20 protein-coding genes are annotated in these 19,140 nt (G+C 58.9%); 10 read left to right on the top strand and 10 right to left on the bottom strand.

Annotation, left to right across the window (positions count from 1 at the left end; genetic code table 11):
• Positions 1-290: 290 nt before the first annotated feature.
• Together ACE1BR_RS17270 and ACE1BR_RS17265 are read left to right on the top strand one after the other, a co-directional pair.
• Positions 291-1,262, top strand: a complete 972-nt coding sequence (locus ACE1BR_RS17270) for a TAXI family TRAP transporter solute-binding subunit (protein ID WP_374872409.1) — start codon at positions 291-293, stop codon at positions 1,260-1,262.
• Positions 1,263-1,367: 105 nt separating this feature from the next.
• On the top strand, positions 1,368-3,923 hold the full coding sequence (locus ACE1BR_RS17265; protein WP_374872407.1) for a TRAP transporter permease: 2,556 nt from the start codon (positions 1,368-1,370) through the stop codon (positions 3,921-3,923).
• A 477-nt stretch (positions 3,924-4,400) separates the two neighbouring features.
• Here the strand turns inward: ACE1BR_RS17265 and ACE1BR_RS17260 are convergent, their stop codons facing one another.
• The gene (locus ACE1BR_RS17260; protein ID WP_374872405.1) at positions 4,401-5,654 is read right to left on the bottom strand and encodes a phosphatidylserine/phosphatidylglycerophosphate/cardiolipin synthase family protein; all 1,254 of its coding nucleotides are present in this window, start codon (positions 5,652-5,654) and stop codon (positions 4,401-4,403) included.
• A gap of 74 nt (positions 5,655-5,728) precedes the next feature.
• Between ACE1BR_RS17260 and ACE1BR_RS17255 the strand changes: the two genes are divergently transcribed.
• Positions 5,729-5,905 (top strand): hypothetical protein, encoded by a 177-nt coding sequence (locus ACE1BR_RS17255; RefSeq protein WP_374872403.1) that lies wholly within the window; start codon positions 5,729-5,731, stop codon positions 5,903-5,905.
• Here the strand turns inward: ACE1BR_RS17255 and ACE1BR_RS17250 are convergent.
• From ACE1BR_RS17250 to tatA, 3 genes are all read right to left on the bottom strand, one after another.
• A complete protein-coding gene (locus ACE1BR_RS17250; RefSeq protein ID WP_374872685.1) occupies positions 5,883-7,304 on the bottom strand; it encodes a transglycosylase SLT domain-containing protein in 1,422 nt (473 codons plus the stop codon). The two genes, ACE1BR_RS17255 and ACE1BR_RS17250, sit on opposite strands and share 23 nt — an antisense overlap.
• Before the next feature lie 229 nt (positions 7,305-7,533).
• Positions 7,534-7,836 (bottom strand): YfcZ/YiiS family protein, encoded by a 303-nt coding sequence (locus tag ACE1BR_RS17245; protein WP_374872401.1) that lies wholly within the window; start codon positions 7,834-7,836, stop codon positions 7,534-7,536.
• 14 nt (positions 7,837-7,850) lie between these two features.
• On the bottom strand, positions 7,851-8,012 hold the full coding sequence (tatA, locus tag ACE1BR_RS17240) for a twin-arginine translocase TatA/TatE family subunit (RefSeq protein ID WP_005339944.1): 162 nt from the start codon (positions 8,010-8,012) through the stop codon (positions 7,851-7,853).
• A gap of 276 nt (positions 8,013-8,288) precedes the next feature.
• Here tatA and ACE1BR_RS17235 point away from each other — a divergent pair, with 276 nt between their 5' ends.
• Complete coding sequence (locus tag ACE1BR_RS17235; RefSeq protein WP_374872399.1) at positions 8,289-9,257, top strand: LysR family transcriptional regulator; 969 nt, start codon at positions 8,289-8,291, stop codon at positions 9,255-9,257.
• 74 nt (positions 9,258-9,331) lie between these two features.
• Here the strand turns inward: ACE1BR_RS17235 and ACE1BR_RS17230 are convergent, their stop codons facing one another.
• Positions 9,332-9,931, bottom strand: a complete 600-nt coding sequence (locus ACE1BR_RS17230; protein WP_374872397.1) for a YhgN family NAAT transporter — start codon at positions 9,929-9,931, stop codon at positions 9,332-9,334.
• A 98-nt stretch (positions 9,932-10,029) separates the two neighbouring features.
• Complete coding sequence (locus ACE1BR_RS17225; protein ID WP_374872395.1) at positions 10,030-10,275, bottom strand: YecH family metal-binding protein; 246 nt, start codon at positions 10,273-10,275, stop codon at positions 10,030-10,032.
• Between the two features lie 209 nt (positions 10,276-10,484).
• On the opposite strand from ACE1BR_RS17225, the gene ACE1BR_RS17220 reads away from it, so the two are divergent.
• Positions 10,485-11,768: a dicarboxylate/amino acid:cation symporter gene (locus ACE1BR_RS17220; protein WP_374872393.1), complete on the top strand. Its 1,284-nt coding sequence runs from the start codon at positions 10,485-10,487 to the stop codon at positions 11,766-11,768.
• Between the two features lie 6 nt (positions 11,769-11,774).
• On the opposite strand, the gene ACE1BR_RS17215 is transcribed toward ACE1BR_RS17220, so the two are convergent.
• Positions 11,775-12,089, bottom strand: a complete 315-nt coding sequence (locus ACE1BR_RS17215; RefSeq protein ID WP_374872391.1) for a DUF2007 domain-containing protein — start codon at positions 12,087-12,089, stop codon at positions 11,775-11,777.
• A gap of 9 nt (positions 12,090-12,098) precedes the next feature.
• The gene (locus ACE1BR_RS17210) at positions 12,099-13,001 is read right to left on the bottom strand and encodes a LysR substrate-binding domain-containing protein (RefSeq protein WP_374872389.1); all 903 of its coding nucleotides are present in this window, start codon (positions 12,999-13,001) and stop codon (positions 12,099-12,101) included.
• 97 nt (positions 13,002-13,098) lie between these two features.
• On the opposite strand from ACE1BR_RS17210, the gene ACE1BR_RS17205 reads away from it, so the two are divergent.
• Both ACE1BR_RS17205 and ACE1BR_RS17200 read left to right on the top strand, forming a co-directional pair.
• Positions 13,099-14,151: an HlyD family secretion protein gene (locus ACE1BR_RS17205; protein WP_374872387.1), complete on the top strand. Its 1,053-nt coding sequence runs from the start codon at positions 13,099-13,101 to the stop codon at positions 14,149-14,151.
• Entirely contained in the window at positions 14,151-15,704 is a 1,554-nt protein-coding gene (locus tag ACE1BR_RS17200) for a DHA2 family efflux MFS transporter permease subunit (protein ID WP_374872385.1), read from the top strand. Before ACE1BR_RS17205 ends, ACE1BR_RS17200 begins: the two co-directional genes overlap by 1 nt.
• Positions 15,705-15,761: 57 nt before the next feature.
• Here ACE1BR_RS17200 and ACE1BR_RS17195 read toward each other — a convergent pair whose 3' ends face one another.
• Positions 15,762-16,388 carry a lysoplasmalogenase gene (locus tag ACE1BR_RS17195; RefSeq protein ID WP_374872383.1) on the bottom strand — a complete coding sequence of 209 codons (627 nt, stop codon included), beginning with the start codon at positions 16,386-16,388 and terminating at the stop codon, positions 15,762-15,764.
• A 175-nt stretch (positions 16,389-16,563) separates the two neighbouring features.
• Here ACE1BR_RS17195 and ACE1BR_RS17190 point away from each other — a divergent pair, with 175 nt between their 5' ends.
• A complete protein-coding gene (locus ACE1BR_RS17190) occupies positions 16,564-16,716 on the top strand; it encodes a hypothetical protein (RefSeq protein ID WP_374872381.1) in 153 nt (50 codons plus the stop codon).
• Positions 16,717-16,798: 82 nt separating this feature from the next.
• Here ACE1BR_RS17190 and ACE1BR_RS17185 read toward each other — a convergent pair whose 3' ends face one another.
• Positions 16,799-17,929, bottom strand: a complete 1,131-nt coding sequence (locus ACE1BR_RS17185; RefSeq protein ID WP_374872379.1) for a fatty acid desaturase — start codon at positions 17,927-17,929, stop codon at positions 16,799-16,801.
• 147 nt (positions 17,930-18,076) lie between these two features.
• Here ACE1BR_RS17185 and fabR point away from each other — a divergent pair, with 147 nt between their 5' ends.
• Both fabR and ACE1BR_RS17175 read left to right on the top strand, forming a co-directional pair.
• A complete protein-coding gene (gene fabR / locus ACE1BR_RS17180; protein WP_101345983.1) occupies positions 18,077-18,697 on the top strand; it encodes an HTH-type transcriptional repressor FabR in 621 nt (206 codons plus the stop codon).
• Positions 18,698-18,716: 19 nt separating this feature from the next.
• Positions 18,717-19,082, top strand: coding sequence for a YijD family membrane protein (locus tag ACE1BR_RS17175; protein ID WP_374872683.1), 366 nt, complete (start codon positions 18,717-18,719; stop codon positions 19,080-19,082).
• Positions 19,083-19,140: the final 58 nt, after the last annotated feature.

Raw genomic sequence — 19,140 nt, 5'->3', positions numbered from 1 at the left:
TTTCGATATTTAACGCTGCATTTTTGCCGTTTTGTTTGATTTGTGTTGGTGCAATGTGCTTAATCGAAGTCGTAACTGCTTTTTTATTTGGCCCCTCAGGGGCCAAATTATCTTCTACTGGCAGGACGCCAGTTATCTCACCGCAGGATGATGGTGGCTTTTTTGGGAGGGGGTAACAGCCCAACCTTTCCTCGTATGAGGCTCTATCGGCAAGCCCGGCGCAGAACGGGACTTGATCGCACATTCACCCGTGGAACGGGTGAGATAAATCAATGAAAAGGATGGAATAGATGAAAGGATTATCCTTGGCATGCGCCCTGTCGGCCGCGCTGGTCGGCGTCTCGTTTGGTGGTCCGGTACAGGCGCAGGAGCGCTTCGTGACCATCGGCACCGGCGGTCAGACCGGTGTCTACTACGTGGCGGGCCAGTCGATCTGCCGCTTCCTCAATCGCGGCGCTGCTGAACACCAGATCAAATGCAATGCCCCGGCCAGTGGTGGCGGCGTGGCCAACGTCAACGGTATCCGCAGCGGCGAATTCAACTTCGGCATCATGCAATCTGATCACCAGTTCAAGGCGATGAAAGGGCTGCCCCCCTTCCAGGCCGAAGGAGCCATGGATGATATCCGCGCAGTCTTCTCCCTGCAGAGCGAAGTGTTCACCATTTTGGCTCGCCGCGACGCCAAGATCGCCAGCTTCGACGATCTGAAGGGCAAGCGGGTCAATATCGGCAACCCGGGCTCCGGCCAGCGCGACACGTTCGAAGAGATCATGGCGGTCAAGGGTTGGAAGAAGAGTGACTTCGGTCTGGTCTCCGAGCTGAAACCGGCCGAGCAGGCCTCCGCCCTCGGCGACAACAACATCGACGCCATGAGCTACTTCGTCGGTCACCCGAACGGCGCCATCCAGGAAGCCTCCACCACCACCGACGCGGTACTGGTACCGGTAACCGGTGCCGACATCGACAAGCTGCTGGCCGAGAAGAGCTACTACAGCAAGGCTGAAATCCCGGGCGGTATCTACAAGGGCAGCGACCAGCCGACCCCGTCTATCGGTGGCAAGGCGGTGCTCTCCACCAGCGCCAAGACCGACCCCGAAGTGGTCTATCAGCTGGTCAAGTCGGTGTTCGACAATCTGGATCGCTTCAAGCGTCTGCATCCTGCTTTTGCCGAGCTGAAAGAGGCCGACATGATCAAGGTAGGGCTCTCCGCGCCACTGCATGAAGGCGCTGCCCGCTACTACAAAGAGCGTGGCTGGCTCTGATTGCAGGCCTACGGGCCCCGGTCACTCTCTTCGACACCCGTTTTCCGCGCCTGATTGCGGGGGCGGGTGTCGCTCTTGTTGTACTCGTTGGCACAAATTAACCCTATGCAAGATAAAGAACTCTCTACCGAGGAGCTGATCGCCCAGGACGTGGGCGCTCGCTTGCCACCAGGGGCGATGGGCGGGCTCATTACCGCCCTGGCACTGGCCTGGTCACTATTTCAGCTCTGGATCGCCTCGCCGCTCCCCTTCATGCTGGGCTTTGGCGTCCTCAATGACACCGAAACCCGTTCCATTCACCTCACCTTTGCCCTGCTGCTGGCCTTTATGGTGTTTCCGGCATTTCGCTCGTCACCACGAGACCGGATCCCCGTTGGCGATCTGGCCCTCGCCCTGATCGCTGCTGGCGCCGCATCCTACCTGTTCGTAATGTACGAGGCGCTGGCCCAGCGACCGGGCAATCTCACCACAGCAGATCTGGTGACCGCCTGCATCGGCCTCCCGCTGCTGCTGGAAGCGGCACGTCGTGCGTTGGGGCCCGCGCTGGCGGTCATCGCCATCGTCTTCCTCGGCTACAGTCTGGCGGGCCCCTGGATGCCGGGGCTGTTGGCTCACCGCGGGGTGAGCTTCACCGCGCTGGCCAACCACCAGTGGATCACCACCGAAGGGGTGTTCGGCATCGCCCTCGGCGTCTCCACCAGCTTCGTGTTCCTGTTCGTGCTGTTCGGCGCCCTGCTGGAGCGGGCCGGTGCTGGCCACTACTTTATCCAGCTCGCCTTCAGCCTGCTTGGCCACCTGCGCGGCGGCCCGGCCAAGGCGGCAGTCGTCGCCTCCGGCCTGACCGGTCTGATTTCCGGTTCGTCGATTGCCAACGTGGTGACCACAGGTACCTTCACCATTCCCATGATGAAGCGGGTTGGCTTCTCGAAAGAGAAGGCAGGAGCAGTCGAAGTGGCCTCCTCGGTCAACGGCCAGATCATGCCGCCGGTCATGGGGGCCGCCGCCTTCCTGATGGTGGAATATGTCGGCATTCCCTATGTGGAGATCATCAAGCACGCCTTTCTGCCGGCTGCCATCTCCTATATCGCGCTGCTCTATATCGTCCATCTGGAGGCGCTGAAACTGGGCATGCAGCCCATCGGCAACCACCAGCCCAAGCCATGGCTCCATCGTCTGACCGGCTTTGCTTTCGGTGCCGCCCTCATCAGCGGGCTGTCACTGGCGGTCTACTATGGCCTCGGTTGGCTCAAGCCCGCACTGGGCGACTATGCTCTGCCCGGCATCAGCCTGCTGTTGGCAGGCGTCTATCTGGGTCTGCTGAAGATTGCGGCCAGCAATGAGCCGCTGGCGGCAGAAGATCCGGACAAGCCGCTCACCGAGCTGCCCAATACCCGTGCCGTGCTGCTCTCCGGCCTCCACTTCTTACTGCCGGTCGTAGTGCTGGTGTGGTGTCTGATGGTGGAACGTCTCTCGCCGGGGCTGTCGGCCTTCTGGGGCACCGTGATGCTGGTGATTATCCTGCTGACCCAGCGACCGCTGCTCAACTGGCTGCGCCGCGACGGCAAGCACGACTACGGCACCTTCAACGACGGCATGGTCGATCTGCGGGAGGGACTGGTGGCCGGTGCCCGCAACATGATCGGCATCGGTATCGCGACCGCCACGGCGGGCATCATAGTCGGCGCGGTGTCCCAGACCGGGGTCGGGCTGGTGCTGGCGGATCTGGTGGAGATGCTCTCCATGGGCAATCTGCTGCTGATGCTGCTGCTGACCGCCCTGCTAAGCCTGATCCTCGGCATGGGACTGCCCACCACCGCCAACTACATAGTGGTCTCCAGCCTGCTGGCGCCGGTGGTGGTGACGCTGGGACAGCAGAACGGGCTGATCGTGCCGCTCATCGCAGTGCACCTGTTCGTCTTCTACTTCGGCATAATGGCCGATGTGACGCCGCCGGTAGGACTGGCTTCCTTCGCGGCAGCGGCTGTCTCCAAGGGCGATCCCATCAAGACCGGGATCACCGCCTTCTACTACAGCCTGCGTACTGCGGCACTGCCGTTTCTCTTCATCTTCAACACCGACCTGCTGCTGATCGATGTCGACTTTGCCCACGGGGTGCTGATCTTCATCGTGGCGACCATTGCCATGCTGATCTTTGCCGCCGCCACCCAGGGCCATTTTCTGGTGAAGAGCCGCTGGTACGAGAGCGTGCTGCTATTGCTGGTCGCTTTCACTCTGTTCCGCCCCGGTTTCTGGATGGACAGGCTGCATGATCCCTATCGCACCACCCCACCCGCCGAGTTGGCGAAAACCATGGGCGAGGTAGAGGCGGAGAGCACTCTGCGGCTACGGGTACAGGGGGAAGATGCGGTAGGCAAACCCCGTCAGTTCACCCTGCTGGTCGCCGTACCGGATGGGGCTGACGGCGAGGAGCGGCTGGCCAATCTGGGAGTGAGTCTCTATGAGCAGGATGGCAAGACGCTGATCGACAGCGTCGCGTTTGGCAGCCCGGCCGCCGCCATGGGGCTGGAGTTCGATCAGCAGCTCATTGCCGTCAAGGCGCCGACCGACCGCTGGCGCAAGGAGTGGATATGGATCCCGGGCTTCCTGCTGTTTGGCGTCATCGTCTGGCTGCAGCGTCGCCGCAGCATCAAGGCGGCTTAATCCGCCGAGTCGATAAGACCGAGGGCCGCCATGGCGGCCCTCTTTTTATTGGTCAGAGCAGGGGATAAACGACAAAAAAGTGGGGTGACATTTCCATGTCACCCCCTCGCAAATAGCATGTTCCATATTGGAGTCCGGCTACGCCGGGTCTCTGTCTCGCTTTCCGATAGTTCGCGACCCATCTGAAGTGAGTGCCAATTGCAGCGATGCAAATGGCCAGCAACCCGTAACAACCCTAGTCCACACGGCAGACTCACCGCCGTGTTTGTCCTTGCAGATGAAATATTACGCAGAAAAACAAAATAAAAAATGCTTTTATGCCAATCCCATAGCCATGGGAGTACAAAAAACAGCCTTATCATCACCACTAAATACTTATAAAACATACATATAGCATCTAAAATAGCTATTCACTCGCAATAGTCATCTGCAATAACCCACAAGGCTTTGCGAGATCTCGCACAAAAAACGGCCACCTTACAACCAGCGGTGCAGCGGCAACCAGTCGCTCAACCTGGCGATCAATCGCCGTGACCACCCTTCCGGTTTAACAGGATGGGGGTTGGCCTGTGCCTGCCAGCGAGCAAGCCACTGCCTCAACTCCTTGCAGATCTGCGGGCAGTGCAGATGCAACATCAGCTCGGTATTGAGAAAGAGGGAGCGGGGATCGAGGTTGAGACTGCCAAACAGCGCTCGCGCATCTCCCAGCAGGATCAACTTGGCATGCAGGCTGCCGTGACCATCACCAAATTCAGCTACCTGGATCCCTTGGCGCAGCAACCAGCCGAGATAGCGTTGGTAGGCGCCATAGACCAGTGGCACATCGGTACTGGCCAGCGAATTGGTCAGGATGTCGATGGCAACTCCCTGCTGGCGCAGCCGCGCCAGGCGGTGCCGGAAACCGCGAGTAAGAATAAGGTAAGGGGTCACCAACCCCAGCGAGCCGGGATTATCAGCCAGCTGGCGCCACAACTGACGGGCGGTGGTGGGGCGGGAGATAAGCCCCTTGCCGGGACGGTCAAACCATACCTCGGCCCGCCCCTCATGCCACTGCAGCGGCAACTCGGCTCGTTCAAACAGGGCTGGAGGCAGATCATAGACGGCCGCGACCGCGGGCTCCGTCATGGTGAGCAGGAAATCGTTAACGACCTGAATTTCTGCAGGCAACAGGGCTCGGCGCAGCAGATGGCGGATGGGGTGGCTCCAGCGGCTGTGCCAGAACTGCTCGAACCCCTGTGCCATCTGCTGGCACAGCCCCCCCTGACAGGCGAGATCGAGATCCACGAAGGGGGCCTGCAGATCCAGCCCGAAGTATCGATCGCCGATGTTGCGCCCGCCGATCAGCGCCAGCTTGCCATCCACCAGCAGCAGCTTGTTGTGCATCCGGTGGTTGATGCGGCGAAAGCTGAGCAACCCCTCCAACAACAGTGCCAGCGGGCGCCAGCCCCGCAGCCAGAAGGGGTTGAATAGCCGCACCTCTATCCCCGGATAGTGAGCCACCATCTCCAGAAAGCGGTTGTCACCGGCGTAGAGATCATCCACCAGCAGTTGTACCTTGACGCCACGCCGGGCGGCGTGGAGCAGCTCGCTCAGCAGCAGCTTGCCGCTGCTGTCCTCCTCCCAGCTGTAGTACTGCGCCTGGATCCGCTCGCGGGCGTTGCGGATCCAGTGGCAGCGTACCGTGAGGGCCTGCAGGGGATCATCGATCAAGGCAAAGGATCCGGAGATCATGGTGTCATCCTGCTGTCATGGCCAGATGTCATAACGCTGGCGGATCTCTTTACATATCTCGCAAGGAGTTGCTGATGGAACTGCATGATACCCCGATGATGCGCTATCTGGGCCAGCTCAGCCAACCGGATCTCATCCCTGCCACCGGACCCGGCCACTGGTTTTTGCAACACAGAGACGGTGGCTGGCAGCTGCCAACCGTGCAGGCGACCCTGCCGGTCAACCGGCTCAGGGCCGAGCCGCTTCGATAGCGGCAGCCTTGCCTTCGATCTGGGGCAGGCTAAAGCGATAACCCACATAGTACTTGTAGATAGTACCGACATAGGTGATCGGCCCCTGCCCTACCTCGTTGGCTACCAGCTGATCCACGTTGCCGAACCAGACGTTGGGATCCAGCCCCAGTTTTTCCGCCTTGTCCCGCATTGCCTGTACCCGATTTGGCCCAGCGTTGTAAGCCGCAAGGGCAAACAGGTGACGATTGAGCCGATCCAGCCGGGGATCATTGAAGTAGGTATCGAGGATCAATCGCATGTAACGGCAGGCCGCCTCCACATTGCCCTCCAACGTATTCAACCTGGTGCCATTGATCCCGACTTCCCGCCCCGTGCTGGGCAACAGCTGCATGATACCCACCGCGCCCTTGTGTGAACGAACCTGAGGATTGAGCCCTGACTCTTTGTATCCCAGCGCAGCCAGCATCAACCAGTCGAGGTCATATTGGTTGGCATACTGTTCAAGCACCTTGCGGATCGTCGCCAGTCGTCCCATGGGATCCGGCGCCAGAATATTGCTCATCTGATCGCTGTGGACCAGTAGCCGCCGCAGAGTCATGTCGCTATAGAGGCTGTTACGGCTGGCGCTCGCCAGGTAACCATTGACGGCCTTGAGCAGGTCGGGACTGTTCTTGCGCAGCGCCCAGGCGCTGGTGCCACTGCTGCGCAGCGGTACCAGCTTGTGCGCCTTGAGACCGGAGATCATCCCCCCCAACCAGATCCGCCCCTTGTAGCTGTCGGTCACCGTGAGCGGAATGATGCCAGCCGCAACCATCTCCAGCAGATCACCATCCTGCAGATATTCCGGCACTGTCTCGATATAGACAGGGGGCAATCCCAGCTCGCGAAACAGCCAGTTGAGCTGACGCAGACTCTCGTAGTAACTGGAGCTGGCCCGCACCCAAACCCGCCTGCCAGAGAGCTGGGTAATACGATTAAATCCGGGCAATGTATTTTGGCTGACTACCCACTCCTCAATGGAGGAGATGAGCGGTCGAGAGAAGGCAACCTGCTCGCGCCGGGTCGGCGTCACCGTCATGGTCGCCGCCACCAGATCACCGCGCCCCTCGGCCAGATAATCGAGCAGCTTGTCCTGACGCACCGGAATGTAGACCACCTTGAGCTTGACCTTCTCTTTGGCGAGGTACGTCTTGTTCAACCAGCGCTCAAAACCTTGCAACTGATTGACCAGAATGCCGTACTGCCCTCCCTTGTCGAGAAAATAGAAACCACGCTCATAGACCACCAGCGCCCTAAGTTCACGCTTTTGCAGAATGCTATCGAGATCCCCGGGTTGGGGCAGACGCTGTGGCTTGAGATCGGCCGCCAGCAGGGGGAGAGAACAGAGGGCCAACAGAGCCCAGATCCATTGCCGCATCATGATGCAATCAACTGCGGCAGTACAACACCAGCGGCTTGCCAGCCAGAGGCATCGCGATAGAAGGTAGGATTTACGGCAGAGATCCATCGCTGCGTCATCATGTTTACGCCTTCTGTTGACCGGCTCACGCCGGACATAACCGCCAGAGGAATAGAGAAACTATAGAACGGCGACCCACAACAGAAGGGTCAACACGGCAGGAAACCCCGCCGTGTTATCAGACAACTCAGATAGAGCGGGCCCGCATTTCGAAAATCAGTTTTTCGGCAGTGCAGGTGAATTGCAGACGGGCTTTCAGGATCACGCCATTGGCGCCCTGGGTCAGCTCGCTGCTGATCTGGACTTCAGCAGTCACCTGCTTGGCCAGCGCTTCATAGGCTGCCAGCTTGGCGCGGGCATCAGCCTCGGCGGCGGCTTCAATAACCAGATCCATCACATCGTCGCCTTCGCCGATGATGGTGCCGATCTCGGCAAAACAGCCACAGCTGTCACAGGTTTCGTTCAGTTCAACTTTCTCGTCTACAGACATACTTCTACTCCTACTTACTTCGGATGATTTGCGTCGTCGCGCATAGCCTTGCGAAAATCTTTGATGGCAGTTCCCAAATCCTCACCCGCGCTGGCCAGACGCTTGCTACCAAACACCAGCACGACCACCAGCAACAAGATCAACATGTGCCAGATATGAATTCCACCGAGTCCCATAGAGACACTCCCTCACACAGAGATATCTATTAATTGTATCAAAATAGAGCGCTGGAATTGTTGGGCAAAATCAAGGTGGGCGCAAGCGAGCAAATAAATCAGAGCCAAAAAATAGGGCGACCCGAAGGTCGCCATATGAATTGTGCTACGTGTCCCCTCAACCGCTACATCCTGTACCAGTGGTTCATGCGAACCCGAGACCAAACGAGGATAAGATCGCCAAGATATGAAAACAAATGGTATAAATTCATCTTAGAAGTGAAAAGGATTCATATCATGCTACTGGATCAACTGGGCCGCATCGACCTCAACCTGCTGATTATCCTGCAGGTGCTGCTGGAGGAGCGCAACGGCAGTAAAGCGGCTCGCCGCCTCCATCTGAGTCAATCTGCCGTCAGCAAGGCGCTTGGCCGTCTGCGGGAAACCTTTGACGATCCCCTCTTTATCCGCTCAGCCTATGGGCTGGAGCCAACCGACCGTGCATTGACACTGCAACAACAGCTGCAACCCATTCTGCTATCGCTGGACAACCTGATCCGGCCGCCCGTGTTCGACCCCTCCAGCTCGGAGCGAGAGTTTGTCATCTCCAGCATGGACAGTGCCTTCACGCTGTTTGCCCCGCTCTATCTGAACGAGCTGAAACGGCAGGCACCACGGATCCGCTTGCGTTATGAAGAGTGGACCGAGAACAGCCTGACCGAAATGAGCCAGGGGCAAGTAGACATCGCATTCACGGTACGGGAGAACTGCATCAGCTCCGATTACCGGCTCGACACGCTGCCAAGCAGCATCTGTCAGCGGCTGCTCACCATCGACGGCCTCACCTGTCTGGTGCAGCAACAGCACCCAGCGTTGCGAGCGCCATGCTGGGACCTCGATCACTACCTCAGCTATCCCCACGTCCAGACCTACTGTGAGGGGCGCGATCGCTGGATGCTGGATCACAAACTGGCAGAGCAGGATCTCTACCGGCGCATCGAGGCAAATGTCCCCTCTTTCGAGGCAGCACTACGGATGGGGATGCACTCCGACATGATAGTGACCCTCCCCCAGCTCTATGCCCGCCATGCCACTCAGGTCTATCCACTGTTGCAACTGCCGCTGCCCATCGCGCTGGACAACATATCCCATCTGTTGATCTGGCATCAGCGCCACAACGAAGATCCGGGCCACCGCTGGCTCCGGGAGACCCTGCTTACCCTCATCATGAGCAAGCTGGAACCCTCCATCACTGAGCGTACCTGACCACAAAACCAGCGCGTTACAAACAAAAAACGGGGCTGTCAGACAGCCCCGCGACATCAATTCCAGCATGCAGGTCAACTCTGACCGGTCACCGCCAAGTAGTGATGAACCCCATCCAGTAGCATCTGCACCGAGATCATCACCAGCAGCATCCCCATCAGCCGCTCCACCGCAGTGAGTCCCCGCTCACCCAGCAACTTGTTGAATACCTCGTAGAACATCAGGATCACCGCACTGGCGGCCCAGGCCATAAAGAGCGCCAGCGACCAGTCCACCATCCGGGTGGGCTCCTGATTGGCCAGCAACATCAAGGAAGCCAGGATAGAGGGACCGGCAATCATCGGGATCGCCATCGGCACCAGGAAGGGCTCTTCACCGGCAGCCAGCCCGGTCACCCCACCCTCACTCGGGAAGATCATCTTGATGGCGATCAGGAACAGAATGATGCCGCCAGCGATGCTGACCGCCTCCTGCCGCAGATTGAGGAAACCGAGGATCTGCTGACCGACGAACAGGAACAGCATCATGATCGCCAGCGAGAAGAGCAGTTCGCGAACCATCACTTTGCGCCGCCGCTTGGGATCGATATGACGCAGGATAGAGAGGAAGACCGGCAGGTTGCCCAGCGGATCCATGATCAGAAACAGCATGACTGCGGCAGAAAAAGTATCCATACAACGCCCTGGTTACGCCTTGAAGAGAAAAAATAGAAGGGGCGAAATATAGCAAAGGGCGAAGAGTTGAGCGAGCGCCATGATGCGCTCGCAAGGGGTCAACCGTGGTTGCAGATCTTGTCGGCACGGGTCTGGAAACCCTCCGCCGAATCGATGAACTTGCCGCGAGCGGCCAGGAAGTCGATCAGCGCTTCGGCATCCATCTCGCTGGCGCTGCAGGTATGAAAACGGGCCTCGGCACCGAACCGCTCCGCCATCGCCTGCTTGAGGCTGGCACGGGTGAATTGACCATCCTGTTCCAGCATCATCTCCATCACTTCATGACCATGTACCGATTGCGACATCTCTCACCTCAATAATGAACATATTTAATACCCATTAAATCCTGCCCTGTTCCGAGGGATCTTGATATAGGCCAATAAATTGCGCATTACCTGAGCGAGAGAGTGGTCACCGCCGCCGCTTTGTCGATAATGTGGCAACCCCTCACGGGGATCGCTACACTAACGCCCCTTTTTGACCATCGCAGACAATCTATAAGGATATTGGCGTCATGCTGTTCCATGGAGAGGCTTTCAAGCCCTGGCAGATCTGGACCCGTCGCCCGCTCTGGCTCAAGACCCTGCTCGGCATGCTGACAGGTGTTGGCCTTGGCATCGCGTTTGAACAGCAGGCCCAACTGCTCAAGCCTCTTGGCCTGTTGTTCGTCAATACCATCCAGATGCTGATGGTGCCCCTCATCTTCTGCTCGGTCATCGCCGGTCTCACCTCCCTGCTCAAGGGCAAGGGACTGGATCGCATCGGCAGCAAAGCGATCTGTCTCTATTTCTGCTCGACCGCCATCGCCATCTGCATTGGCCTGTTGATGGGCTGGCTATTGGAGCCCGGTATGGGCGCCAACATGGGTCCTTACGAGCGTATCGGCGTGATGACCCAACCCACCCTGGCCAGCGTATTGAGCCATCTGGTACCGAGCAACCCGGTACAAGCGATGGTAGATGGCAAGATCCTGCAGGTGATTGTCTTTGCCGTTGCACTGGCAGTGGCCCTCAATGCCAGCGGTCGCCGTGGCCGTCCCGCCATCCTCTTCTTTACCTCACTGGCAGAAGGGATGTTCAAGCTGACCCAAATGGTGATGGCGCTGGCCCCGTATGGCGTCTGTGCCCTGATGGCATGGATGACCAGCAAATACGGTCTTGAGTTGCTGCTTCCCCTGCTCAAGGTGATCGGTGCTGTCTACCTCGGTTGTCTGCTCCATGTGCTCGGCGTCTACAGCGCCCTGTTACTTCTGCTGGCACGGCTCAACCCGATCCACTACTTCAAGAGCATCGTCGATGCCCAGGCGGTGGCCTTCACCAGCAGCTCCAGCAGCAGCACCCTGCCCATCAGTCTGGCCTGCGCCGAGAATCGGCTGGGCGTCTCTCCCGCCATCACCGCCAAGGTGCTGCCTATCGGCGCCACCATCAACATGGATGGCACCGCCCTCTATCAGGGCGTCACCGCCCTGTTCGTGGCACAGGCGTTTGGCGTGGATCTTCATCTGGTGGATTATCTGACCATCATCAGTATTGCGACGCTGGCCAGTATCGGTACGGCGGGCACCCCGGGCACCGGGCTGATGCTGCTGACGCTGACCCTGACCGCGGTGGGTTTGCCGCTGGAAGGCGTGGCGCTGATTGCGGGGATCGACCGTATCCTCGATATGGCGCGCACCACGGTCAACGTTTCGGGGGATATTCTGGTGTCGGTGCTGATCGCCCGCAGTGAGAACGAGCTGGATCTGGCGACCTATCACGATGCCAGCGCCGGGGAAGATATCGAATTTCCGCCACGCTAGCGGAGGTCAGCTGTCGTGGGGATCGTGATGACAGCGCCAGCACACCTCGAAGTTGGCGCCGTTCTCCTCCCCGCACTGGCCACAGAGCCAGCCGTTGCCCTGGCGCTGCTGGTAACGCTCGATGACCCGCCCGGCCTTGCTGCGATCTTCGGCCCGCACCATCAAAGTGACCTGCAACATGTCGACGGGCAGCTCGCCAAGGGCGCCGGACAACCCCTCACCATTGAGCCGCACTGCCACTCCTTCCGCCTCCAGCGCCCCTTTCAAGGCATGGGCCTCTAACGAGTGGGAAGCACGATAGAGATTGATCCAGTTATCCATAACTCCCCCTTACAGCAGCTTGTCGATGCCGAACTCGGCCCCGTTCTCCACTATGAAATCGATAAATACCCGCAGTTTGCGCGGCATCAGTTGTCGCTCCGGAAACAGCAGATAGATCGACACCTTGGGTTGCTGCCACTCTGGCAGCACTGCGACCAGCTCACCGCTGGCCAGCTCCTCCTGACAGAGCATGGCCGGAATCGAGGCAAGTCCGAGACCCGCCTTCGCCGCCTCCCGGGCACAGGTAATATTATTGACCCGAAAACGGGAGGGAGGGTCAACCAGCACCTCTTTACCATCCAGCTCAAAGCACCAGTGGGAAGCGAGAAAGCCGCTGCTCACCGTCACCCGCTCATGGTGGGCCAGATCCTCCGGCCGCTTGATAACCGGGCTGCGCGCCAGATAGGCCGGACTGGCACAGAGCAGCCGTCCGGTGCTCCAGAGCCGGCGCGCGGCCAGATTGGAATCGCTCATATCGCCGATCCGCACCACCGCATCCAGCCCTTCGCTGATGGGATCAACCACCCGGTTGGTCAGCTCCAGCTCCACCTGCAAGCCGGGATAGGCTTGCAAAAACCTGGCGACCAGGCGTCCGACCACCAACTGACCCGTCTCGATGGGAACGGCCATCTTGAGGGTGCCGGTGACCTCCTGCTGGCTGGCGCTCAACATCAGCTCGGCTTCAGTCAAGGCCTCCACCGCCTTGCTGCAGTGCCGGTAGTACTTCTCCCCCTCCTCGGTCAGGGTGAGCTGACGGGTGGAGCGATAGAGCAGCCGCACCCCGAGCCGCTGTTCCAGCTCGGCAATCCGGCGACTGACCATCGCCTTGGTCATGCCCAGCTCCTGAGCGGCACCAGTAAACGAGCCTTTATCGACAATTCGTACCAGAATTAACGCAGCATTTAGGTCCATTGTTGCACCAGTGAAACGGTATATCTCGTGAACCAATACTAATCGAAACAGTCGAGCAGTGTTAGCCTGCGCCTCTTACGTTCAGGAATCCCCCAAAATGAGTCAACACAAGAAAATCCCTCTCCTGGCTGCCATGATCCTGGCCCTGCTCGCGCTGCTCTTTTCCGCCTACTGGTATCTCCACGGACGCTATTTCGAGAGCACCGACAACGCCTATCTCCAGAGCGAGGTGACCGGGATCAGCTCCAAGCTACCCGGCTATATCAGCGAAGTGCTGGTGACCGACAACCAGTCCGTCAAAGCGGGCCAGCTCATCGCCCGGCTCGATGACCGTGAATACAAAACCAAAGTGGCCGAGGCTGAGGCCGACCTGCATCTCAATCAGGCCAATGCCGAGAATCTGGCGGCCACTCGCATCCAGCAGCTGAGTCTGATCCAGCAAGCAGAGGCCAAAGTCGCCTCTGCCAACGCCGAACAGCAGCGAGCCAGACAGCAGGTAGAGCGGATCAGTCAGCTCAACCAACGTCACTACAGCTCGCAAGATAGCCTTGACGAGGTGCGCGCCGGTCTGCAGGTCAATGTGGCACAGGAGCAGGAGGCCAAGGCCGCTCTGCAGGCCGCCCGGGAACGGTTGCTGGTACTCGATGCCGAAGCCAAGCAGAATCAGGCCAAACTGGCCCTGAGTGAAGCTCAGCTGGAGCAGGCCAAGCTGGAGCTAGGTTATACCGAACTACGCGCACCGGCCGATGGCATCATCGGCAAACGCAGCCTGCGAGAAGGGCTCTACGTGCAGTCCGGCATGCAGGTCGCCAGTCTGGTGCCGCTGCAACAGGTGTGGGTCGAAGCCAACTTCAAGGAGACCCAGCTCGCCCATATGCAACCGGGGCAGAAGGTCGAAGTGGTGCTGGACGCCTATCCGGATCAACCGGTCGAGGGGATCATCGACAGCCTGGCCCCGGCAACTGGCGCCAAGTTCGCCCTGCTGCCACCGGAGAATGCCACCGGCAACTTCACCAAAATCGTCCAGCGAGTGCCGGTCAAGATCCGCATCCCCGAGCCGGGCCCCCTGGCAGGCAAGCTGCTGCCGGGTCTCTCTACCGAAGTGATCGTGGACACCCGCACCCCTGATCCCGTGGTTGCGACCAACTGATGGAACCCATTCCACGTCGTAACTGGATCGCGGTCATAGGGGGGCTTATCGGCGCCTTCATGGCCATCCTCGATATCCAGATCACCAATGCCTCCCTGAAGGATATTCAGGGGGCGCTATCGGCCACTCTGAGCGAAAGCTCCTGGATCTCCACCTCCTATCTGGTGGCAGAGATGATCGCCATCCCCCTGAGCGGCTGGCTGAGCCGGGGACTGAGCGTGCGCCGTTACCTGCTGTGGACCACTGGCGCCTTTATCGTCTCTTCCGTGCTCTGCTCGTTCAGCTGGAACCTCACCAGCATGATCGTCTTCCGGGCGCTGCAAGGCTTCACCGGCGGTGCGCTGATCCCGATGGCCTTCTCCCTCATCGTCACCCTGCTGCCACTGCAGAAACGGGCAACGGGCATGGCTCTGTTTGGCCTCTGCGCCACCTTCGCCCCCGCCATCGGCCCAACCCTCGGTGGCTGGCTCACCGAGCAGATATCGTGGCACTACATCTTCTATCTCAACGTCCCGCCGGGACTGCTGGTCATGGCCATGCTGGCGCACGGACTGGACAAGAAGGCTGTGGACTGGGAGGTGATCAAGCGAGTCGATCTGATCGGTATCACCACCATGGCACTCGGCCTCGGCTTGCTGGAAGTGGTGCTGGAGGAGGGCAATCGGGAGGACTGGTTCGGCTCGTCCTTTATCGTGCGACTGACCGTCATCTCGGTGGTGGCGCTGGTCTTCTTCGTCATCAGTCAGCTGATCCGCCGTCACCCGCTGGTCAACCTGCGGCTGCTGCACAATCCGCGCTTTGCGCTGGCTTGCTTCGCCTATCTGATCCTCGGGATGGCGCTGATGGGCTCTATCTATGTGCTGCCGCTCTACATGACCCAGATCCACAACTACAACGCGCTGGAAATCGGCGAGGTATTGATGTGGATGGGGCTGCCGCAACTGCTGGTACTGCCGCTGGTGCCCAGGCTGACCCACAAGGTCGACCCGCGCTATCTGGTGAGCTTCGGCTTTCTCATCTTCGCCGTCAGCTGCTTTATGAACGTCAACATGAGTGCTGACTACGCCGGGCCGCAGCTGATCCAGTCGCTCATCGTGCGCGCGCTGGGGCAGCCCTTCATCATGGTGCCGCTCTCCCTGGTCGCCACCGCCAGTCTGAGCCACGACGAGATCCCCTCCTCCTCGACCCTGCTCAACGTGCTGCGCAACCTGGGTGGTGCATTCGGTATCGCCATTATCGCGACCCTGCTCGACAACGACACCCGCACCCATGTGTTGCAGATCAGCAGTACCCTGGCTGCCAGCAGCATCGAAGGGCAAAACTACCTGCAGCAACTGGCTCAAAGCATGGTGGCGCAGGGCTCTGGCCCCGAGCTGGCTGAACAGCAAGCGCGAGCCATGCTCGCCAACACCATCAGCCGGGAAGCGGCCATCATGGCCTACAACCAGGTGTTCTACATCATGGGGATCTTCCTGCTGATCGCCAGCGGCCTGATGCTATTGCTCAAATCCCCCGCTCCGCGGGCAGCGGATGCCGAACCGCTGGAGGCGTAACAGGCATAAATGAAAAAACGGGCAAGCGCCCGTTTTTCTTTATCCACAGTCGTGCGCTTATCCCGCCAGCGACCCCGCAATCAGGAACTGAGCGGCAAAGTAGCTACTCATGACCCAGGCTCTGGCATGAGGAAAGGGACGACGGAAGCGATCGAGCGCCAGCATGCTGTCGGAGAAGAGGAACATCAGCGCTCCCACCAGAGCGGCGGCAGAGCCGGCGGTGAGCGAAGCATGCCAGGCACCGGCGGCCACCCAGGCCATACCGATGATCACCAGCATGTAGCAGAAGACCGGGATCCGCATCTCCCCCAGCTTGCCCCACAGCAGGCCAAATACCATGCCGGCGATCAGCAACAGCAGCAAACCATCCACTAGATTGAGCACCAGCGGCCCTTGGGCAAACCCGACGATGTAGCAGAGGTGCGCGACAAGAAATGCCGCCAAGCCCTGAATGAAGCGATCAGTGGGTAGCATCAGCAACACATCCCCCGCCAGCGAGAGACAGAGACCGAGCAGGATCCAGGCGTGAGAACCATCGTGGTCATAACTCTGGTAGCCGAACGCCAACGCGATGATAAGCAGCATGGTCAGCGGCTTGCTGATATAGAACTGGCGGCTGTCTGAACCGTAGGCAGCACGGATGTGCCACCAACCTGAAGCGATGATCAAGAAACTCAATAACATGCCCTGCTCCTCACCTGTTGCTCGCAGTCATACGGCAACCGTTTTTATCATGGTGCAGGGTAACAAATTCCCTCCCCCAGTGGCAGGGGTGCTTAGCAAATGGGCAGACTAAGCCTAAAGTCTAATTGCCGCCCAGAGTGGTTCAGGGCATAAGAGTCGGGTCTGGAGGATCACCATGGAAGAAACAATGAAAAACTATCTGCCCGCAATCGACATCATGATGTGCCATCTGGGGATCAGCTTTGAACAGGCCTGCGAGCAACTGGGGCTGAGCCCACTTGAGCAGCAAACCCTGAGCCTGCTGCAAGAGCAGGATCACCCCGAATAAACCAAGACTCTGGCGCCAAACCGGCGTGCAGGATCCACCAAAAAGAAGACCGCCGATTGGCGGTCTTCTTTTTTCGACTTGTTCAGACCGGGGCTCTGGCAATGCCCGCCAGCAAGCGACTCCAATTACGCTTACCTGCAATGAAGCCATCTCGCAAAGCACGATATTCCAGTTGCAGCTTGAGCCGGTCATAACGAGCCAACGCCTTGCGCTTGCGTAGCTCAAGCAGCCGCTTGCGACTGGCATAGTAGTGCTGCAACTGCTGACTCAGCTTGGCGTACTCCTCCTGCAGCAACGCTTGCCACAGTTCGCGATCATCCTGCTTGATGAGCTTGGCCTGTGCCCGTTTGAGCTGCATCTCCAGCCTGGCCTGCTCGATGCGTTCCTCCGGCGATGAACGCAAATCTCGCGCCAGCCCGCACCATGAGGCAAACCGGATCAACCACTTGGTCGGATCGAACTGCCACCACTGGATACCGTTGCGGTAATCGTTCTCGAACAGATGGTGGAAGTTGTGATACCCCTCGCCGAAGGTGAAAAAAGCCAGGATGCCGTTGTCACGGGCGGTATTGCGATCCGTATAGGGCTGACTGCCCCAGATATGGGCCAGCGAGTTGATGAAGAAGGTGGTGTGGTGCGTCATTACCATCCGCAAGACACCCGCCAGCAACAGCATACCGAGCAGATCCCCGTGGATCAGGCCAAACAGCAGCGGCAGACCCAGATTGGTCACCAGCACCAGCGCCAGATAGTGGCGATGTTGAAACATGACCACAGGGTTGTTCTGCAAATCCCGCACATTGCTGTAATCACCGTATTGCTCCCCCTGATACTCCCGCAGCATCCAGCCGATATGGGAGTACCAGAAGCCACGCCCCGCACTGTAGGGGTCCTTGTCATTGTCATCCACATGGCGATGATGGCGGCGATGATCCGCCGACCAGTGCAGCGCCGAGTTCTGCAACGCCAGTGCACCGCCGATGGCAAACAGCCACTGCAACGCCGGATGAGCCTTGTAGGCCTTGTGCGACCAGAGGCGGTGATAGCCCGCCGTGATCGATAGCCCGCTCAAACAGAACAGCAGCAGGAAAGTGACCCACTGCCAGAGATCGTAACCGTGGGTCATGCCATACCAGGGCACGGCAACCAGTGCGACCAGTCCAGAGAGGGAGAACAACAGGGTGTTGGTGAGAATAATCGGGGGTCTAGCCATCTTCTTGCATCCTTTCAGCGAACAGCTGTTAGCCATTTTCCATGGCGGCTTCATCAGGGTCAATGGTAAAAAAATAGGATACAAACCTGACCCTGAGGCGCCTTCGGGTTATCATTTGGCCTCAATAAGCTGAAGGTGACTGATTTCGTGGGTATTCGCGCTCAACAAAAAGAAAAAACACGGCGTACATTGATCGATGCTGCATTCAGCCAACTGTGCGCCAACCGGAGTTTCTCCAACCTCAGTCTGCGGGAAGTCGCTCGCGAAGCGGGCATTGCGCCCACTTCCTTCTATCGCCACTTTCGTGACATGGAAGAGCTGGGGCTGACTCTGGTGGATGAAGGGGGCCTGACCCTGCGCCAGCTAATGCGACAGGCGCGCCAGCGCATTGCCGGTGGCGGCAGTGTCATCAGCACCTCGGTGCAGACCTTTATGGAGTTCGTCGAGAACAACCCCAACATCTTCCGGCTGCTGCTGCGGGAGCGCTCCGGCACATCTGCCGCCTTTCGTCAGGCGGTGGCCCGCGAGATCCAGCACTTCATCGCCGAGCTGACCGATTACTTGGAAGCAACCACCCAAGCACCACGGGAAGACGCCTATATCCAGGCTGAAGCCATGGTTACCATCGTATTCAGTGCCGGTGCCGATGCGCTCGACATGACCAGCGAAGAGTGCCGGGCACTCTCCGATCGCACCATTCGCCAACTACGGATGATCGCCATGGGCGCCGAGGTGCAAAACCAGAAGCGCCGTGAACCTCACCCATAACCACAGGATCGAGAACGACATGACCGAACAGCTGATGCTCCCCAAAAAACCACTCGCCCTGGCGATGCTGATTGGCATCTGTGGCGATGCTTCTCTGGCCGTGCTGACCAACTCGGTGGTGCCCTTCTCCTTCTTCCCGCTGATTGCCCTCTGGCTGGCGGCCTATCAGCTGTTCCAGCACTATCGCCATGAACCCATGGTGGGCAATACCCCCATCTGTACCCTGCTCTGCTTCTTTATCGGTGCCTTCGGTCACTCCGCGCTGCTCAAGGTGCAATATCCTGAGCTCGGCAGTAACTTCTTCTCCCTGATCATGATGCTACTGCTACTGGCAGCCCTCTCCATCAAACTAGGACTGAGCGTAGGCAAGCAAAAGAAGCCCTGATAAATTGGCTGAGTGATAGCAACCAACTGATAGATAAAGAAAAGGCCTTCCATATGGA

Source organism: Aeromonas sp. MdU4, assembly GCF_041929505.1.
Classification (GTDB): domain Bacteria; phylum Pseudomonadota; class Gammaproteobacteria; order Enterobacterales; family Aeromonadaceae; genus Aeromonas.
The sequence above is the reverse complement of the archived record's forward strand: the minus strand, read 5'-3'. Positions and strand labels throughout refer to the sequence as shown.

Excerpts from the sequence above, each read along its gene's own strand:
- ACE1BR_RS17270 (WP_374872409.1), top strand. The coding sequence starts at position 291 with ATGAAAGGATTATCCTTGGCATGCGCCCTGTCGGCCGCGCTGGTCGGC.
- ACE1BR_RS17265 (WP_374872407.1), top strand. The coding sequence starts at position 1,368 with ATGCAAGATAAAGAACTCTCTACCGAGGAGCTGATCGCCCAGGACGTG.
- ACE1BR_RS17260 (WP_374872405.1), bottom strand. The coding sequence starts at position 5,654 with ATGATCTCCGGATCCTTTGCCTTGATCGATGATCCCCTGCAGGCCCTC.
- ACE1BR_RS17255 (WP_374872403.1), top strand. The coding sequence starts at position 5,729 with ATGGAACTGCATGATACCCCGATGATGCGCTATCTGGGCCAGCTCAGC.
- ACE1BR_RS17250 (WP_374872685.1), bottom strand. The coding sequence starts at position 7,304 with ATGCGGCAATGGATCTGGGCTCTGTTGGCCCTCTGTTCTCTCCCCCTG.
- ACE1BR_RS17245 (WP_374872401.1), bottom strand. The coding sequence starts at position 7,836 with ATGTCTGTAGACGAGAAAGTTGAACTGAACGAAACCTGTGACAGCTGT.
- tatA (WP_005339944.1), bottom strand. The coding sequence starts at position 8,012 with ATGGGACTCGGTGGAATTCATATCTGGCACATGTTGATCTTGTTGCTG.
- ACE1BR_RS17235 (WP_374872399.1), top strand. The coding sequence starts at position 8,289 with ATGCTACTGGATCAACTGGGCCGCATCGACCTCAACCTGCTGATTATC.
- ACE1BR_RS17230 (WP_374872397.1), bottom strand. The coding sequence starts at position 9,931 with ATGGATACTTTTTCTGCCGCAGTCATGCTGTTTCTGATCATGGATCCG.
- ACE1BR_RS17225 (WP_374872395.1), bottom strand. The coding sequence starts at position 10,275 with ATGTCGCAATCGGTACATGGTCATGAAGTGATGGAGATGATGCTGGAA.
- ACE1BR_RS17220 (WP_374872393.1), top strand. The coding sequence starts at position 10,485 with ATGCTGTTCCATGGAGAGGCTTTCAAGCCCTGGCAGATCTGGACCCGT.
- ACE1BR_RS17215 (WP_374872391.1), bottom strand. The coding sequence starts at position 12,089 with ATGGATAACTGGATCAATCTCTATCGTGCTTCCCACTCGTTAGAGGCC.
- ACE1BR_RS17210 (WP_374872389.1), bottom strand. The coding sequence starts at position 13,001 with ATGGACCTAAATGCTGCGTTAATTCTGGTACGAATTGTCGATAAAGGC.
- ACE1BR_RS17205 (WP_374872387.1), top strand. The coding sequence starts at position 13,099 with ATGAGTCAACACAAGAAAATCCCTCTCCTGGCTGCCATGATCCTGGCC.
- ACE1BR_RS17200 (WP_374872385.1), top strand. The coding sequence starts at position 14,151 with ATGGAACCCATTCCACGTCGTAACTGGATCGCGGTCATAGGGGGGCTT.
- ACE1BR_RS17195 (WP_374872383.1), bottom strand. The coding sequence starts at position 16,388 with ATGTTATTGAGTTTCTTGATCATCGCTTCAGGTTGGTGGCACATCCGT.
- ACE1BR_RS17190 (WP_374872381.1), top strand. The coding sequence starts at position 16,564 with ATGGAAGAAACAATGAAAAACTATCTGCCCGCAATCGACATCATGATG.
- ACE1BR_RS17185 (WP_374872379.1), bottom strand. The coding sequence starts at position 17,929 with ATGGCTAGACCCCCGATTATTCTCACCAACACCCTGTTGTTCTCCCTC.
- ACE1BR_RS17175 (WP_374872683.1), top strand. The coding sequence starts at position 18,717 with ATGACCGAACAGCTGATGCTCCCCAAAAAACCACTCGCCCTGGCGATG.